16 protein-coding genes and 1 pseudogene (1 of these 17 only partly in view) are annotated in these 16,756 nt (G+C 61.2%); 9 read left to right on the top strand and 8 right to left on the bottom strand.

The window, feature by feature from the left end; translation table 11 throughout:
- Both PCOSP_RS03330 and aptA read right to left on the bottom strand, forming a co-directional pair.
- Positions 1 to 1,028: pseudogene (locus PCOSP_RS03330) on the bottom strand (CoA-acylating methylmalonate-semialdehyde dehydrogenase); it reaches 465 nt to the left of the window's first position.
- 71 nt (positions 1,029 to 1,099) lie between these two features.
- Positions 1,100 to 2,449, bottom strand: coding sequence for an omega-aminotransferase AptA (aptA, locus tag PCOSP_RS03325; RefSeq protein WP_464710306.1), 1,350 nt, complete (start codon positions 2,447 to 2,449; stop codon positions 1,100 to 1,102).
- 123 nt (positions 2,450 to 2,572) lie between these two features.
- On the opposite strand from aptA, the gene PCOSP_RS03320 reads away from it, so the two are divergent.
- From PCOSP_RS03320 to PCOSP_RS03310, 3 genes are all read left to right on the top strand, one after another.
- Positions 2,573 to 3,493 (top strand): LysR family transcriptional regulator, encoded by a 921-nt coding sequence (locus PCOSP_RS03320; RefSeq protein WP_139646556.1) that lies wholly within the window; start codon positions 2,573 to 2,575, stop codon positions 3,491 to 3,493.
- A 94-nt stretch (positions 3,494 to 3,587) separates the two neighbouring features.
- Positions 3,588 to 4,238, top strand: a complete 651-nt coding sequence (locus PCOSP_RS03315; protein WP_175363061.1) for a TetR/AcrR family transcriptional regulator — start codon at positions 3,588 to 3,590, stop codon at positions 4,236 to 4,238.
- A gap of 7 nt (positions 4,239 to 4,245) precedes the next feature.
- Complete coding sequence (locus PCOSP_RS03310; RefSeq protein ID WP_139646559.1) at positions 4,246 to 4,827, top strand: IMPACT family protein; 582 nt, start codon at positions 4,246 to 4,248, stop codon at positions 4,825 to 4,827.
- A gap of 303 nt (positions 4,828 to 5,130) precedes the next feature.
- Here the strand turns inward: PCOSP_RS03310 and PCOSP_RS03305 are convergent, their stop codons facing one another.
- Positions 5,131 to 5,574 carry a hypothetical protein gene (locus PCOSP_RS03305; protein WP_464710304.1) on the bottom strand — a complete coding sequence of 148 codons (444 nt, stop codon included), beginning with the start codon at positions 5,572 to 5,574 and terminating at the stop codon, positions 5,131 to 5,133.
- A gap of 80 nt (positions 5,575 to 5,654) precedes the next feature.
- On the opposite strand from PCOSP_RS03305, the gene PCOSP_RS03300 reads away from it, so the two are divergent.
- The 3 genes from PCOSP_RS03300 to PCOSP_RS03290 all read left to right on the top strand — a co-directional run bounded on the left by PCOSP_RS03300 (position 5,655) and on the right by PCOSP_RS03290 (position 8,319).
- On the top strand, positions 5,655 to 6,005 hold the full coding sequence (locus tag PCOSP_RS03300) for a MerR family transcriptional regulator (RefSeq protein WP_139646564.1): 351 nt from the start codon (positions 5,655 to 5,657) through the stop codon (positions 6,003 to 6,005).
- 23 nt (positions 6,006 to 6,028) lie between these two features.
- A complete protein-coding gene (locus PCOSP_RS03295) occupies positions 6,029 to 6,715 on the top strand; it encodes an SDR family oxidoreductase (protein ID WP_175385594.1) in 687 nt (228 codons plus the stop codon).
- 245 nt (positions 6,716 to 6,960) lie between these two features.
- Complete coding sequence (locus PCOSP_RS03290) at positions 6,961 to 8,319, top strand: 8-oxoguanine deaminase (RefSeq protein ID WP_464710303.1); 1,359 nt, start codon at positions 6,961 to 6,963, stop codon at positions 8,317 to 8,319.
- A gap of 81 nt (positions 8,320 to 8,400) precedes the next feature.
- Here the strand turns inward: PCOSP_RS03290 and PCOSP_RS03285 are convergent, their stop codons facing one another.
- Complete coding sequence (locus tag PCOSP_RS03285) at positions 8,401 to 9,492, bottom strand: calcium:cation antiporter (protein WP_175363065.1); 1,092 nt, start codon at positions 9,490 to 9,492, stop codon at positions 8,401 to 8,403.
- Positions 9,493 to 9,703: 211 nt separating this feature from the next.
- Between PCOSP_RS03285 and PCOSP_RS03280 the strand changes: the two genes are divergently transcribed.
- Positions 9,704 to 10,657 carry an adenosine deaminase gene (locus PCOSP_RS03280; RefSeq protein WP_139646574.1) on the top strand — a complete coding sequence of 318 codons (954 nt, stop codon included), beginning with the start codon at positions 9,704 to 9,706 and terminating at the stop codon, positions 10,655 to 10,657.
- 118 nt (positions 10,658 to 10,775) lie between these two features.
- Here the strand turns inward: PCOSP_RS03280 and PCOSP_RS03275 are convergent, their stop codons facing one another.
- The 3 genes from PCOSP_RS03275 to PCOSP_RS03265 all read right to left on the bottom strand — a co-directional run bounded on the left by PCOSP_RS03275 (position 10,776) and on the right by PCOSP_RS03265 (position 14,067).
- The gene (locus tag PCOSP_RS03275) at positions 10,776 to 12,155 is read right to left on the bottom strand and encodes an MFS transporter (protein ID WP_464710302.1); all 1,380 of its coding nucleotides are present in this window, start codon (positions 12,153 to 12,155) and stop codon (positions 10,776 to 10,778) included.
- 87 nt (positions 12,156 to 12,242) lie between these two features.
- A complete protein-coding gene (locus PCOSP_RS03270; protein WP_139646578.1) occupies positions 12,243 to 12,977 on the bottom strand; it encodes an ArsR/SmtB family transcription factor in 735 nt (244 codons plus the stop codon).
- Positions 12,978 to 13,137: 160 nt separating this feature from the next.
- On the bottom strand, positions 13,138 to 14,067 hold the full coding sequence (locus PCOSP_RS03265) for a LysR family transcriptional regulator (protein WP_175385592.1): 930 nt from the start codon (positions 14,065 to 14,067) through the stop codon (positions 13,138 to 13,140).
- 114 nt (positions 14,068 to 14,181) lie between these two features.
- On the opposite strand from PCOSP_RS03265, the gene PCOSP_RS03260 reads away from it, so the two are divergent.
- Positions 14,182 to 15,195: a zinc-binding alcohol dehydrogenase family protein gene (locus PCOSP_RS03260; protein ID WP_139646583.1), complete on the top strand. Its 1,014-nt coding sequence runs from the start codon at positions 14,182 to 14,184 to the stop codon at positions 15,193 to 15,195.
- 178 nt (positions 15,196 to 15,373) lie between these two features.
- Positions 15,374 to 15,544, top strand: a complete 171-nt coding sequence (locus PCOSP_RS03255) for a hypothetical protein (protein WP_167355722.1) — start codon at positions 15,374 to 15,376, stop codon at positions 15,542 to 15,544.
- Between the two features lies 1 nt (position 15,545).
- Here PCOSP_RS03255 and PCOSP_RS03250 read toward each other — a convergent pair whose 3' ends face one another.
- A complete protein-coding gene (locus PCOSP_RS03250; protein ID WP_464710301.1) occupies positions 15,546 to 16,748 on the bottom strand; it encodes a multidrug effflux MFS transporter in 1,203 nt (400 codons plus the stop codon).
- Positions 16,749 to 16,756 lie beyond the last annotated feature (8 nt).

Here is a 16,756-nt window from a genome sequence, read left to right as displayed (position 1 = left end):
CCCGCCGAAACACCGTCTTCTATATAGCCGCTGACCTTGTCGCGATGCTGACCGGTCACCAACGGCCCCATGTCCAGACCGCAAGAAGTACCGGCACCGATTTTCAACGCCTGGATCTGCGGCACCAGCTTGGCTACCAGCGCATCCGCTACCTGATCGCCCACACAGACAGCCACCGAAATCGCCATGCAACGTTCGCCGCATGAACCATAGGCCGCCCCCATCAACGCGTTGACTGCGTTGTCCAGATCGGCATCCGGCATCAGCACCGCATGGTTCTTCGCCCCGCCCAATGCCTGGACGCGTTTACCGCGACGGGTCCCCTCGGCGTAGATGTATTCGGCAATCGGTGTCGAGCCGACAAAACTCAGCGCCTTCACTTCCGGCGCCTCGATCAGCGCATCCACGGCAACCTTGTCACCATGCACGACACTCAACACGCCCTCGGGCAATCCGGCTTCCAGCAGCAATTGTGCAATCAGCAGTGTCGAGCTCGGGTCACGCTCGGATGGCTTGAGAATGAAGCAGTTGCCGCAAACGATCGCCAGCGGATACATCCACAGTGGAACCATCGCCGGGAAGTTGAACGGGGTAATACCCGCCACGACGCCCAACGGCTGGAAATCCGACCAGGCATCGATGTTCGGCCCTACGTTGCGGCTGTATTCACCCTTCAGAACTTCCGGAGCCGCACAGGCGAACTCGACGTTCTCGATACCCCGTTTGAGCTCACCGGCGGCATCCTCCAGGGTCTTGCCGTGCTCCTCGCTGATCATTTGCGCAATACGCGACTCGTTCTGCGCCAGCAACTGTTTGAAACGAAACATCACCTGGGCACGCTTGGCCGCCGGTGTCTTGCGCCAGGCCGGGAACGCTGCGGTGGCGGCATCGATGGCCTGTTGCACGGTCGCGCGATCGGCCAGCGACACCTTGTGGATGGCCTGGCCAGTGGACGGATTGAAAACGTCCGCTGTACGCGTGTTGTCGCTTATCAGTTCGCCATTGATCAGATGCGGGATGAGACTCATGGGGACTCCAGAATTTTTATCCACAGGCGCCCGCGACCGGACGCCTGTCGTTGAAGGTGATAGGGAGGCAGTCAGTCGAGCTTGTTCAACACTTCACCGACCGCGTCGAACAGACGATCCAGATCCTGTGGCTTGCTGTTGAACGTTGGTCCGAACTGCAGCGTGTCGCCACCGAAGCGCACATAGAATCCGGCCTTCCACAACGCCATGCCGGCCTCGAACGGACGGACGATCGCATCGCCGTCTCGCGGTGCGATCTGGATCGCGCCGGCCAGGCCAAAGTTGCGGATGTCGATCACGTTCTTCGCGCCTTTGATCCCATGCAGAACCTTCTCGAAATGTGGCGCGACTTCGGCCACGCTCTGCACCAGGTTTTCCTTCTGCAGCAGATCCAGCGCCGCCAGCCCCGCCGCGCACGCCACCGGGTGCGCCGAATAGGTATAGCCGTGAGGAAACTCCACCGCGTACTCAGGCGTCGGCTGGTTCATGAAAGTCTGGTAGATCTCGGTGCTGGCAATGACTGCCCCCATGGGAATCGCACCGTTGGTGACTTGCTTGGCGATGCACATCAAGTCAGGCGTTACGCCGAAACTGTCTGCACCGAACATCGAACCCGTGCGGCCGAAACCGGTGATTACTTCGTCGAATACCAGCAGGATATTGTGCTGGTCGCAAATCTGCCGCAGACGCTTGAGATAGCCCTCAGGCGGAACCAGGACACCGGCGGACCCGGCCATCGGTTCGACGAAGACGGCCGCGATGTTGGAAGCGTCGTGCAGTTCGATCAGCTTCAGCAACTCGTCGGCCAAGGCAATGCCACCTTCCTTCGGCATGCCACGGGAATAGGCATTGCCCGCCAACAAGGTATGGGGCAGGTGATCGACGTCCGCCATCGCCTGGCCGAACAGTTTGCGGTTGCCACTCACGCCGCCCAGGCTGGTCCCGGCGATGTTCACGCCATGGTAGCCGCGAGCACGGCCGATCATTTTGGTCTTGGTGGCCTGGCCCTTGAGACGCCAGTAGGCGCGCACCATCTTCACCGCCGTATCGGCGCACTCGGAACCGGAGTCGGTGAAGAACACATGATTGAGGTTGCCTGGCGTCAGGCTGGTGATTTTTTCCGCCAGTTGGAACGACAGCGGATGGCCATACTGGAACCCCGGCGAATAATCGAGGGTGCCCAGCTGTTTGGCGACCGCGTCCTGGATTTCCTTGCGAGTGTGCCCGGCTCCGCAGGTCCACAGCCCCGACAGCGAGTCATACACCTTGCGTCCGTGTTCATCGATCAACCAACTGCCTTCGGCACCGACGATCAGACGCGGGTCGCGCTGGAAGTTGCGGTTGGCGGTGTACGGCATCCAGTGGGCATCGAGCTTGAGCTGACTGGCCAGGGAACTGGCCGCGTGTTCGGGCATGTTCATCGACAAAACCTCGCAAGATATGAACGGTATCGGGGCGAAAAGCCTAGTTGCGGCTAAGTTGCCACGACGATAAAGTCGGTGAAATCCAACTTTTCTAACCTTCAGTCAGTGGACCACTAAACTATGAGTGCTCGCCGCCCCGATCCACTGGCCCAGGTCAGCGACTTCGATATTCGTCTGCTGCGCATCTTTCGTAGCGTAGTGGAATGTGGGGGATTCTCCGCAGCAGAAACGGTGCTGGGTATCGGCCGCTCGGCCATCAGCCAACAGATGAGCGATCTTGAACAGCGCCTGGGCCTGCGTCTGTGTCAGCGTGGACGCGCGGGGTTCTCACTGACGGAAGAAGGTCGTGAGGTCTATCAGTCGGCCCTGCAACTGCTCAGCGCGCTGGAAAGTTTTCGCACCGAGGTCAACGGCCTGCATCAACACTTGCGCGGCGAACTGAACATCGGCCTGACCGACAATCTCGTCACTCTCCCCCACATGCGCATCACCCATGCCCTGGCTCAATTGAAGGAGCGCGGGCCCGACGTGCAAATCCAGATTCGCATGATCGCTCCCAATGAAGTCGAACAAGGTGTTCTCGACGGCCGCCTGCACGTCGGCGTGGTCCCTCAGGCCAGCGCCCTTTCCGGGCTGGAGTACCAGCCGCTCTACAGCGAACGTTCATTGTTGTATTGCGCGGTCGGACATCCCCTGTTTTATGTGGACGACTTGCAGCTCGACGAAACCCGCCTCAACAGCCAGGACGCCATCGCCCCCACCTTTCGCCTGCCGGTCGACATCCAGGCCCATTACCAGGCGCTCAACTGCACCGCCAGTGCATCGGACCGCGAAGGCATGGCATTCCTGATTCTCACCGGTCGCTACATCGGCTACCTGCCGGATCACTACGCCAACCTCTGGGTCCAGCAAGGCCGATTACGAGCCCTGAAACCCACGACGCGATTCTATGACCTGAGCCTGGCTTCGGTAACGCGCAAGGGCCGTCGTCCTCATCTGGTGCTGGAGAGTTTTCTCGAGAGTCTGGCCGCGACTCGCTAGTGCATTCGCCTTTTGTGGCAACAGCACTTGTCGGATCGGTGCCGGTGCGCTATCAACGCATTTGCTTGCCCACAGACCCAGCCCGGAAACGTCCATGACCTTTGAAGTCCCAGCACACGGTGGCAAGCCCACTGGCCGCATTCGTCAGAAGAACGAAGAGACCATCCTCAAGGCTGCTGAAGATGAATTCGCTCGTCACGGATTCAAAGGCACCAGCATGAATACCATCGCGCTGAACGCCGGGCTGCCCAAGGCGAACCTGCACTATTACTTCACCAACAAGCTCGGGCTATACGTGGCGGTGCTGAGCAACATCATCGAGTTGTGGGACAGCACCTTCAACACCCTCACCGCCGAGGATGACCCGGCCGAGGCGTTGACTCGCTATATCCGCGCCAAGATGGAGTTTTCCCGTCGCCAACCCCAGGCGTCGCGGATCTTCGCCATGGAAGTGATCAGCGGCGGCGAGTGCCTGACCGAGTACTTCAACCAGGACTACCGCGCCTGGTTCAAGGGCCGCGCGGCGGTGTTCCAGGCCTGGATCGACGCTGGCAAGATGGACCCGATCGACCCCGTGCACCTGATCTTCCTGCTCTGGGGCAGCACCCAGCATTACGCCGACTTCGCCACCCAGATCTGCCGCGTGACCGGTCGCAGCAAATTGAGCAAGCAAGACATGATCGATGCCGGCGACAACCTGATCCGCATCATTCTCAAAGGCTGCGGCCTGACACCCACCCTCTAAGACGCTCATGCCTTTTACTCTCGTTGGCTTTTGCGAATACCGCGAAGAAATTCGTAAAAGCCGCTTCATCACCTTCGCCGCCCCCATCACCAGCCCCGCCGATGCCCAGGCCTTTATCGAACAGCACAGCGACCTGAACGCCACGCACAACTGCTGGGCCTGGAAGCTGGGCGATCAATACCGCAGCAACGACGATGGCGAACCGGGGGGCACCGCCGGACGCCCGATCCTGGCGGCCATTGAAGCCCAAGCCTGTGACCAGGTCGTAGTGCTGGTGATCCGCTGGTATGGCGGTATCCAGCTGGGGACCGGCGGACTGGCCCGGGCCTATGGCGGTGGTGCGAACAAGTGCCTGCAAAGTGCCGAGAAGCTGGAACTGATCAGTCGCGTGCCCCTGCATTGCACTTGCGGGTTCGCGGAACTGCCCCTGGTGAAACTGCGGGTTGCCGAGTGCGGTGGCCTGGTCAATACGGAAGGGTTTACCGCCAACGGCGTGGAATTGCAGTTGGCGGTGGGTGAAGGTCAGATCGATACGCTGCAAAAGCAACTGGCCGATTTGAGTCGCGGCCGGATCCTGCTGGAGCGTTAACCTTTATTTGCCCACACCTGCTGTGCACCCGGCTGTGGATAACCTGAGCACATCCGCCTGTAACCCTTCTGTCATGCGGCTTTGCGGGGGTTGTTCATTTTTCGTCCAAAGCCTCGCCTGTCGGCTAAATAAGCCAGCAAAACAAACGCTTGCAGCGAGTTATCACCTTTGGAAGAAAGTCGCCCCGCGCTTATGCCCGAGTTTGCGGCTTGCGCACAATAACTGTGGAGCAAGCTGTGGATAACCCGTTCATGGCTCACGCGACCCCAAGGAGAGCATGGCTCCCAGGCGCTTGTTCATTTTTTAACCATTCGTTAACGACTGCTCACGCTTCCAGCTTGAACCCGTGTTCTCGCCACGCACGGGTAACAGTTGGACAACACCCCACACCAGCTCGAGGAACAGAAATATCCACACCAGCGCACTGGCGCCGTGCAGCAGCGCGTAAAACATCCAGGACGCAAACAGGAACCGCCCTGCCGCGTCATACCGCCCATACAGGGCGCGCGGATCCCGAATCCGCAGCACCGCCCATACGCAAACGATCGAGCCCAGCAGATTGGCCATCAACAGATGCATAGGCGCAAACGTTGGCAGCTCGCCAGGCAGGTCGAGCATTTGGGTCACACCCAGCAACCAGCCGTGCAGGGCGGCGAAACTCCATGGCGTGGCAAACGCTGCGGTTACGATCAGGTCGTACCAGGCGCTACCGAGCACCACGCGACGATATTGCGGTGAAGTCCACATAGGCATTGCTCCATCTAATCAAGGAGCAAAAAGACTAAAGCCTGGGGTATGCTCCAAGGTCAAGCTTTCTGGAGATTGCCATGCGGATCGGTGAACTAGCCCAGGCCTGTGCCGTCAGCCGCGACACGCTGCGCTTCTATGAGCAGCTCGGGCTGATTGCGGCGGGACGCAGCGCCAATGGGTATCGCGACTACCCCGAAGACATGGTGCAACTGGTGCTCTATATCAAGACAGCCCAACGCCTGGGCTTTACCCTCGGCGAGATCGGCAGCAGTGTCGCCTCCGTGCAGCAGGCACCCGACCCGGACCACGCCGTGGCTCAGCTGCTGCTGAACAAACTGAACCTGATCGAAACCCGCATGACCGAACTCGACGCGTTGCGTCATGAGCTGAAACAACGGCTCGGGCGACGCTGTCCATTAAATCCGTGACCCTTCTTTCAAGGATACCTTCCATGAATTCGGCAAAAAACGCATTGATCATCGGCGCCTCCCGGGGCTTGGGCCTTGGCCTGGTGAAGACATTGCTGAGCGATGGCTGGAACGTGATCGCCACCGTGCGCAACTTGCAGAACGCAGAGGCATTGAAGGCGCTGGGCCCGGTACGGATCGAGAAACTCGACATGGGCGACCAGCAAGCCGTCATTGCCTTGAGCCAACAACTCAAGGGCGAAACCTTCGACCTGTTATTCGTCAACGCCGGTGTCAAAGGCCCCGATAACCAGGCTCCCGACGGCGCGACCCTGGCCGAGGTCGGCCAGTTGTTCTTCACCAACGCGGTGGCGCCGATCAACCTGGCTCAGCGATTCGTCGGGCAGATCCGCGACGGCAGCGGCGTCCTGGCGTTCATGAGTTCGGTGCTGGGCAGCGTGACCATGCCCGACGCGCCGGAACTGGCGCTGTACAAGGCAAGCAAGGCGGCCCTCAATTCCATGACCAACAGCTTCGTCACCCAACTGGGCGACCAGACATTGACCGTCCTGTCGCTGCATCCGGGCTGGGTGAAGACCGACATGGGGGGTGAAGGAGCGGACATCGATGTCGAAACCAGTACCCGCGGCTTGATCGACCAGGTCAATGCCTTTGCCGGCCGGGGTGGGCATCACTTCGTCAACTACAAGGGTGAGATGATTCCCTGGTAATTCCACGCACAACCTGTGGGAGCGAGCCTGCTCGCGAAAGCGGAGTGTCATTCAACCGCCCTGTCGACTGATACATCGCCTTCGCGAGCAGGCTCGCTCCCACATTTGAACTCAATTGGAGCACTGGATATGTGCGCCGCAACCTGAGTAAACTCTGCACCTCGCCCCCACGGCGACCCTGGATCAGCAGACAGGGCATCACTGAGCTGGCTAACCTGAACCCACTTTCAGAGGAGCCGGCCACCATGCCTGCGACCCGTACCTGGTTAAAAAATCCCCTCGCCATTTTTACTGCCAACGGTCTCGACGCCCGTGGCGGTCTGGTGCTGCAGGATGGCGTCATTGCCGAGCTGCTGAGCATCGGCCAGCGCCCCGCCCAACCTTGTGACCACGTCTTCGACGCCCGTGAGCATGTGATTCTTCCCGGGCTGATCAACACCCATCACCACTTCTACCAGACCCTGACCCGTGCCTGGGCACCGGTGGTGAACCAGCCGCTGTTCCCATGGTTGAAAACCCTCTACCCGGTCTGGGCGCGGCTGACGCCGGAAAAACTCGCCTTGGCGACCAAAGTGGCCTTGGCTGAACTGCTCCTGTCGGGCTGCACCACGGCGGCCGATCACCATTACCTGTTTCCCGAAGGCTTGGAAAATGCCATCGATGTGCAGGTACAAAGTGTGCGCGAACTGGGCATGCGAGCGATGCTGACCCGCGGTTCCATGAGCCTGGGCGAAGCCGACGGCGGCCTGCCGCCACAGCAGACCGTGCAGCAAGGCCAGGTGATTCTCGACGATAGCCAGCGGTTGATCGACCGCTACCATGAACGCGGCGACGGTGCGCAGATCCAGATAGCCCTGGCGCCCTGCTCGCCGTTTTCGGTCACCCCCGAAATCATGCAGGCCAGCGCCGCGCTGGCAAATCAACTGGACGTCCGCCTGCACACCCACCTGGCCGAAACCCTCGACGAAGAAGATTTCTGCTTGCAACGCTTCGGCTTGCGCACCGTGGATTACCTGGACAGCGTCGGCTGGCTCGGTCCGCGTACCTGGCTGGCCCACGGCATTCACTTCAACCCCGAGGAGATCGCCCGCCTCGGCGCTGCCGGCACCGGTATCTGTCATTGCCCAAGCTCCAACATGCGCCTGGCCTCGGGCATTTGCCCCACCCTCGAACTGACTGCCGCCGGTGCCCCGCTGGGCCTCGGCGTGGACGGCTCGGCCTCCAACGATGCCTCGAACATGATCCTCGAAACCCGCCAGGCGCTGTACATCCAACGCCTGCACTATGGCGCGCAAGCGATCACACCGGAACGGGTACTGGGCTGGGCAACTCAGGGCTCGGCAACATTGCTTGGGCGCAGCGATATCGGCGAGTTGGCAGTCGGCAAACAGGCCGATCTGGCGCTGTTCAAGCTCGATGAGCTGCGCTTCTCCGGCAGCCACGATCCGGTTTCAGCACTGTTGTTGTGTGGCGCGGATCGAGCGGATCGGGTGATGGTCGCTGGGCAGTGGCGGGTGATCGATGGTCAGATCGAAGGCTTGGATTTGAAGGGGCTGATTGCCAATCACAGCCAGGCGGCGCGGGAATTGATCGCGGGCGTCTGATCGGATGCTATCGCGGGCAAGCCTTGCTCCCACGGGTATCAGGACACATCTGTGGGAGCAAGGCTTGCCCGCGATGCGCTTCTAAAGGCCGAGCAGCGACAACATGATAAACGTCGCAAACAGCACGAAGTGGGTCATGCCTTCAATGGCATTGGTCTCGCCGTCATTGAGATTGATCGCGCTGACGATCAGGGTGATGAAGATCATCACCGTCTGCACCGGCGTCATGGCCATCTGGAAAGGCTGACCGGTGTAAAGCGCCATGGCTTCCATCACCGGCACCGTCAGGATCACCGTCGACAGCGACGCCCCCAGCGCGATGTTCACCACCGACTGCATGCGATTGGCGAGGGCGGCGCGCAGGGCGGTGAGAATCTCCGGTGCCGCAGAGATGGCCGCCACCAGAATGGCCGTGACCACCGGCGGCGCTCCCGAGCCCTCCAGCCCCAGGTCGATGGCCTTGGACATGACTTCGGCCAGCGCACCGATCACTACCACGCCAAACACCAGCGCACCGATGGAAAACGCCAGGCTGATGGGCTTCGGCTCGGTCTCCACCGGCTCTTTGCGGCGACGTTTTTCCGGATAGCTGTAGCTGAAAAAGTAACTGTGGGGACCCACCTGCATACGCAGGAACAGCGTATACAGCACGAGCATCGCGCCAATGGTGAACGCCGAATATTGCTTCCAGTGTTCCTGGGGAATGAACTCCGGCACCACCATCGATACGCCCATGGCGGTGAGGATCATCACGCTGTAGCTGCGCGCCGAATCATCGTTGTAGACCTGCTCGCCATGTTTGAGCCCGCCCATCAGCGCGGCAAGCCCGAGAATGCCATTGATGTCGAGCATCACCGCCGAATAGATCGTATCGCGCACCAGGGTCGGCGATGCTTCGTTGCTCATCATGATTGCCAGGATCACCACCTCGACCAACACTGCCGACAGGGTCAGGATCATCGTGCCGTAAGGATCGCCGACTTTTTCCGCCAGCAACTCGGCGTGATGAGCCACGCGCATCGAGGCCGCGACGATGAAGCCAATCAGCAGCAAGCCACCGACCAACGCCACGACCTGCCCACTGCCCAACAGCCAGTGCTCCAGCGGGTAGGCGACTACGGCGGCGAGCAGGGCCAGCACCAGCAGCTTTTCTTGCTTGATCAATGTGAACATCACAGGCCTATAACCGTGCACGGGGGTATGACCTACTAGACTGTAGGGGGCCGTGAACGTTTCGTCTGCTGTGACGTCCCCTTATGGATCGGCCCAGGGCTCTTCGCGGGCCGGTTCTGCTTCCACAGTGGATCGGCCGGTCAGGTTTTTCCAGACATTGCGGTCAGCCCCTGTAGAATGCCCACCATCGATTCACTGATGAGAAAAGCACATGTACGACTGGCTGAACGCCCTGCCCAAGGCAGAACTGCACCTGCACCTGGAAGGTTCGCTGGAGCCCGAGCTGCTGTTCGCCCTGGCCGAGCGCAACAAAATCGCCCTGCCGTGGAACGACGTCGACACCTTGCGCAAGGCCTACGCCTTCAACAATCTGCAGGAATTCCTCGACCTGTATTACCAGGGCGCCGACGTGTTGCGCACCTCCCAGGATTTCTACGACCTGACCTGGGCCTACCTGTTGCGTTGCAAGGCGCAGAACGTGATCCACACCGAACCGTTCTTCGACCCTCAGACTCACACCGACCGCGGCATTGCATTCGAAGTGGTCCTCAACGGCATCGCCGCCGCCCTCAAGGACGGAGAACAGCAACTGGGCATCACCAGCGGCCTGATCCTGAGCTTCCTGCGCCACCTGAGCGAAGAACAGGCCGAGAAAACCCTCGACCAGGCGCTGCCGTTCCGCGATGCCTTTGTCGCCGTCGGCCTGGACAGTTCGGAAATGGGCCATCCGCCCAGCAAGTTCCAGCGGGTGTTCGACCGGGCCCGCAACGAAGGTTTCCTGACCGTCGCCCACGCCGGCGAAGAAGGTCCACCCGAATACATCTGGGAAGCCCTGGACCTGCTGAAGATCCAGCGCATCGATCACGGTGTCCGGGCCATCGAAGACGAACGACTGATGCAGCGGATCATCGACGAGCAGATCCCGTTGACGGTATGCCCGTTGTCCAACATCAAGCTGTGCGTGTTCGACGACATGTCGCAGCACAACATCCTCGACATGCTCGAACGCGGTGTGAAGGTGACGGTGAACTCCGACGACCCGGCGTACTTCGGCGGCTACGTCACCGAAAACTTCCACGCCCTGCACACCCACCTGGGCATGACCCAGGACCAGGCCAAACGCTTGGCCCAGAACAGCCTGGATGCGCGGTTGGTGAAGCCTTAGCTTTCATCAACTATCCCTGTGGGAGCGAGCCTGCTCGCGATTTCGGTATGTCAGTGAGACAAGTGTCCACCGACCCACCGCTATCGCGAGCAGGCTCGCTCCCACAAGGGGATGGTGTTTAACCGCCCACGCCTTCGCTCAACTCCTCCAGCGTCTTGCCCCGCGTCTCCATCCCAAACAACCAGACCACGCCAGCCGCCACCGCGAAGCACAGTGCGCCCAGGCCAAACACGCCGCCTTGCCCGGTGATGGGGAATACCAGCCCGGTCACCAGAGGCCCCAGCAACGAACCGATGCGACCAATCGCCGAGGCGAAACCCGAACCCGTTGCCCGTGCCGAGGTGGGATACAGCTCCGGTGTGTAGGTGTAGAGCACCGCCCACATGCCGAAGAGGAAAAACTGCATCAGCAATCCGCTACCGATCAGCAGCCCGACGTTGCCGCCGAACACCGCGCTCTGCCCATATAGAAAGGCCATCGCGCCGCCACCCAACAGGGTGATGACACACACCGGCTTACGGCCCCAGCGCTCCACCAGCCAGGCAGCCATCAGGAAACCGGGAATCCCGCCCAGGGAAATCAGCACGGTGTAATAGACCGACTGGGTCACGGCAAACCCCGACTGCTGCAACAACGCGCTGAGCCAGGACGTCAGCCCGTAGAAGCCGAGCAAGGCAAAGAACCAGACGCTCCAGATCATCATCGTGCGTTGGCGATACAACGGCGACCAGATCTGTCCCAGCGCCGAAAAGAACGTGCCCGGCGTAGTCGCCAGCCTCGGCAGGCGAACCGGCTCCGGCAGGTGCTGGCTCCCCAGCGAGGCCCGGACCTTGTCTTCGATCCGGCGCAGCACGGCATCCGCCTCGTCATTCCTCCCGGCCTGCTCCAGCCAACGCGGTGACTCGGGGATAAAGAAACGAATAGCCAGGACAAACACCGCCGGTACGGCCAGGACCAGGAAGATGTCACGCCAGCCGACTACCGGCAGCAGGAAATACGAGAGCACGCCCGCCGCGACGAAGCCCAGCGGCCAGAACCCGTCCATCAAGGCGATGTAACGGCCCCGACGCTTGGCCGGGATCAGTTCCGAAAGCATCGACTGGGCAATCGGAAACTCCATGCCCATGCCGATACCCAGCAGGATGCGAAACAGCGTCAGTGTCTCGACGTCCTGGGCCGTGGAGCACAGATAACTGGCGACACCCCACAGCACAATGCTCCATTGGAACACCGGTTTACGTCCGAACCGATCCGCCAGCATGCCCGACAGCGAAGCGCCCACCACCATGCCGAAAAAGCTGGAGCTGGCCAGCAGACCTGCCTGGGCCGTGCTCAGGCCAAACTCGGTTTTGATCGAGCCGAGCAGGAACGTCATCATCGCCAGGTCCATGGAGTCGAAGAAGAACGCCAGGGCGATAATGATGAAGATGACCCGGTGATAGCCGCTGATGGGCAGCCGCTCCAGGCGTTCGGCCGCGCTGTACCCGTGATTGTCCATGTTGCATCCCCCCAGTCCGATAGTTTCTCGGGCGAGTGTGCGCGAACCTTGCGGGTGGCTATTGCTGAATGCGACCTGTCGACAGGCCTAGAGCGCCATTTCCAATGAATCCTGCCGGGCGAATCGATGGATTTCCTGCTGGCCGAGCACGGTTACCTGCAAGGCCCGCGAGTCGTTGGGCAGGTTCAGCCAGCCAGACTGCATGAACAGTTGCAGCAAGGCAGCCCCCAGCGCGCCCCCCAGGTGCGGGCGGCGCTCGCTCCAATCCGGGCACGCGCAGGCGATGCGGGCATTGCGATGGGCCAGGGCCTGGATAAACAACCCTCGCCCGGCCAACTGGCTTGCGCCTTTGTGGGTGACGATCACCCGCTGCTCGCATTGTTCGATCCACCCGGCGTCCAACAGGCGCTGGTACAGATCGGCCGCCAGGGTGCCGCCCAGGTGATCGTCGCAGAGCCGGGCTCGCAACAACGAGGCGGGGGCCGACGGCGCCTTGTTCGATATGACGCCGCGCTTGAAGACATCCGGAATCTGCCGTGGTGCACTGGCCAGGGTCGCGCTGGCCAGCGCTTCGACAGCCGCGCCGATCTCCGGCGCGGCAAGACGGAAAAACCGCTTGCGCCCCCTGGCTTCCACTTTCAACAGGCCACCGGCGGACAGGCGTCCCAGATGGGCGCTGGCCGAGGATGGCGACAACCCGGCCAGCAAGGCCAGTTCTTCAGCCTGCCGGGCCGTGCCGTCCATCAAGGCCCACATCATTGAGCTGCGCTTGGGGTCGGCCAGCAGCGTGGCGATCTGGCTGATGCAAGGTGCATGTTCCATGTATTCACTCCCTGTTGAATCATTCGTCTACTGCTCTTGATGCGCGATGCCGCGCCGATTCAGGCGGCCGCTAGTATAAGCGTGCAGATCAAGCTTTCCTGTCCTCAGGAAACCTTTGGAGGCGATTGTTCGTGAGGGAAAATTCTCTATTTACCCGCGACTATTGGCCGACTGCCGTCGAGAGCGGAAATTGCGCCGTCAATTCACCACAACGGGCCTGGAGCATCTCCCGCAACAGCTTGACGGGCTTGCTCAACTGCGCCCGATGAGCACACAACAGATTGAGCGGCGCTCGCTCGCAGTGCAGGTGCGGCAAAAGGATCTTCAAACGTCCGGCCAGCACATCGGTCGACACGTCCATCCACGACTTGTAGGCAATTCCAGCACCGGCCACTGCCCAGCGCCGCACCACATCGGCATCGTCACTGAAGCGGTCACCGCTGACGGTGAGGCTCACTTCCCGCTTGCCGTCATGAAAGCACCAGCGGTCATGAACCCGGGTGCCGAGCATGTACAACAGGCAATTGTGTTGAGCCAGTTGCTCAAGCTGATGGGGTTCTCCATGACGGGCCAGATAATCCGGCGAGGCACACAGCACCCGACGGTTGTCCGCCGCGACAGGCAAGGCCACCAGGCTCGAATCCTCCGGATCGCCGTAACGCAGCGCGATATCCACCGGCTGCTTGAACAAGTCGGCAATGCGGTCGCCCAACAACAGCCGCACCGTAAGCCGGGGGTGCTCGCGCTGGAAGTCATCCAGCCAGGGCAGCAGCAGGTTGCGTCCCAGGTCTGACGGCGCGGACAACTGCAAGACACCGCTGACCTGGTCCTGCCCGCGGGTCAACAGCCGTCGCCCCTCATCCAGACTGCCCAACGCCGCCCGGGCATATTCGAGAAAGCCTTCTCCTTCGGCGGTCAGGCGCAGACTGCGGGTGGAGCGCGCCAGCAGGCGGGCACCGAGGTGCTGCTCGATCCGTTTCAACGCGGCACTGGCCACCGCCGCCGACAGATCCATGACCCTGGCAGCGGCAGAAAGACTGCCCAGATCTGCCGCCCGGACAAACAGCTGCAGGTCATCGAATCGAAGCATGGCGACTCCATTATCAAAAAAATATTGAAAGAGCCTGTTCTTTTAGCGGGTTTTATCGCGGTGATAAATAGCTAAACATGGATGCCATCGAACTCACCTCACGGAGCCCGTTTCATGAAAGCCATCGCCTACTACCACTCCTTGCCGATCACCGACCCGCAATCGCTGCAGGATGTCGAATTACCGGAGCCCGTCGCCGGTCCGCGCGACCTGTTGGTAGAAGTCAAAGCCATTTCGGTCAACCCGGTAGACACCAAGGTCCGTCAGAACGTCCAGCCCGAAGGCGGCGCAGCCAAAGTGCTGGGTTGGGACGTGGCCGGCGTGGTCAAGGCCGTGGGCAGCGAAGTCTCCCTGTTCAAGGCCGGTGACAAGGTGTTCTATGCCGGCTCCATTGCGCGCGCGGGTGGCAACAGCGAACTGCATGTCGTGGATGAGCGCATTGTCGGCCACATGCCCAAGACCCTCGGTTTCGCCGAAGCGGCCGCATTACCACTGACCGCCATTACCGCCTGGGAGCTGTTGTTCGAGCGGCTGCAGATCCAGGAAAGCCAGGACGCTTCGGACCAGAGCCTGTTGATCGTCGGCGCCGCCGGCGGCGTAGGCTCGATCCTGACCCAATTGGCCAGCCAGCTCACCGCGCTGAAAGTCATCGGCACCGCTTCCCGTCCGCAGACGCAGGATTGGGTGCGAAGCCTGGGCGCCGACCTGGTGATCGACCACAGCCGACCACTGAGCGTGGTCATGAAGGAAGCAGGCCAGCCCCAGGTCACTCACGTCGCCAGCCTGACCCAGACCGACCAGCACCTGGATCAGTTGGTCGAGGCCCTGGCGCCCCAAGGCAAACTGGCACTGATCGATGATCCCAAGTCCCTGGACGTGACCAAGCTCAAGCGCAAGAGCCTGTCCTTGCATTGGGAGTTCATGTACACCCGCTCGCTGTTCGAGACGGCCGACATGATCGAGCAACACAACCTGCTCAACCGGGTTGCCGAACTGATTGACGCCGGCACCTTGAAGACCACCGTTGGCGAGCATTTCGGCACCATCAACGCCGAGAACCTGCGCCGGGCTCACGCGCTGCTGGAAAGTGGGACGGCCAAGGGCAAGATCGTGCTCGAAGGTTTCTGACCTGGCACTCAGCCTCAAGAGATAGCCTGTGGCGAGGGGATTTATCCCCTCGCCACAACGGTTACTGAAAAAAGATCGGACCGTCAGTCCGAGAGTTGACCATTGTCACAATTGCGATCGCATTCCGGTCTACACTCGAGGCCTTTGCAACGCAATCTTTTACGTGAGGAGGTCAGCAATGAAGATCCTGATAAAAGAAGTGGCAAAATCCCAATGGCAAGTGCGTCTTGACCAGCACGCCGTCACCTTCCGCACCGAGGCCGAAGCCAAAGCCTTCGCTACCACGCTGCAAGCGCGCATCCATGCGCCGCACCACTTCCCCGAACAGCAACAACGCGCGGCCTGCTGAATCAGCCCTGGCGGCTGGCTTGTGCCAGCGCCCGGGCATTTTGCAGGCGGCGGGTCAGCATGGCTGCGCTCACCACCAACAGTCCGCACAGGCTGATGACCATCGCCATGGGCACCGCGGTGCCGTCATGCAATGCCGCCACCAGCGCGGCGGCCCCGGCGGCCACGGAAAACTGCAGGCTTCCCAGCATCGCCGAGGCACTGCCGGCCCGGACACCCTGCCCGTTCATGGCGCAGGCGGACGCGTTGGGAAGAATGCAGCCCAGGCTGGCGATGCAGATGAACAATGGAATCAGCAATGGCCATAGACGTTCGGGGTGCAAGGCGCTGACGGCCAGGAGGCACAACCCCGCCGTGAAATAGACCCACACTGCACGGCTCAGCAGGAAAGCCGGGCCACGCTTGGACAACAACCGCGCGTTGACCTGCGCCACCAGGATGAAGCCAGCCGCGTTGGTACCGAACAGCCAGCCGAAGTGTTCGGCCGGTACGCCATAAAGCTTGATGAACACGAAAGGCGAGCCGGCGATGTAAGCGAACATCCCGGCGATGGCAATCCCGCCCGTCAGGGCATGTCCCAGGAAAACCGAGTCGGTCAGCAGCCTGCCGTACTGGCGCAACGCCCCCGACAGCGGTGGTCGAGGTACGTGGGCCGGCAGGCTCTCGGGCAGCCACAGGGCCACGGCCGTTGCCGCCATGGCGCTGAACAGGGTCAGGGCGATGAAAATCGATTGCCAGCCATACAGGTTCACCAGCAACCCGCCAAGCATCGGCGCGAGAATCGGCGCCAGGCCCATCACCAGCATCAACTGCGAGAACACCTTGGCCGACCCTACCGCATCGCATTTGTCGCTGACCACGGCCCGGGAAATCACCATCCCGGCACATCCACCCAGGGCCTGTACGAAGCGTGCGCCGATCAGCCATTCAAGGCTCGGCGCGTAGGCGCAGGCCAGGGAGGCCAGGGTGAACAAGCCGACCCCGACCAGCAGTGGAATCCGTCGCCCGAAGCGATCCGCCACCGGCCCGTAGGCCAGCTGCCCGATGGACAGCCCGAGGAAATAGGCGGCCAGGGTCAGTTGGATATGTTTTTCGTCCGTGCCGAAGGCGGTTGCCATGGCCGGGAAGGCAGGCAGGTAGAAGTCGATCGCCAAGGGACCGAAAGCGCTCAAGGCGCCAAGAATCAGAATCGTACGAAGGTTCATCGGGCGTC

This window comes from Pseudomonas sp. MAFF 730105, assembly GCF_055380705.1.
Note: the sequence above shows the minus strand (reverse complement) of the source record. Positions and strands in the feature narration are given on the sequence as shown.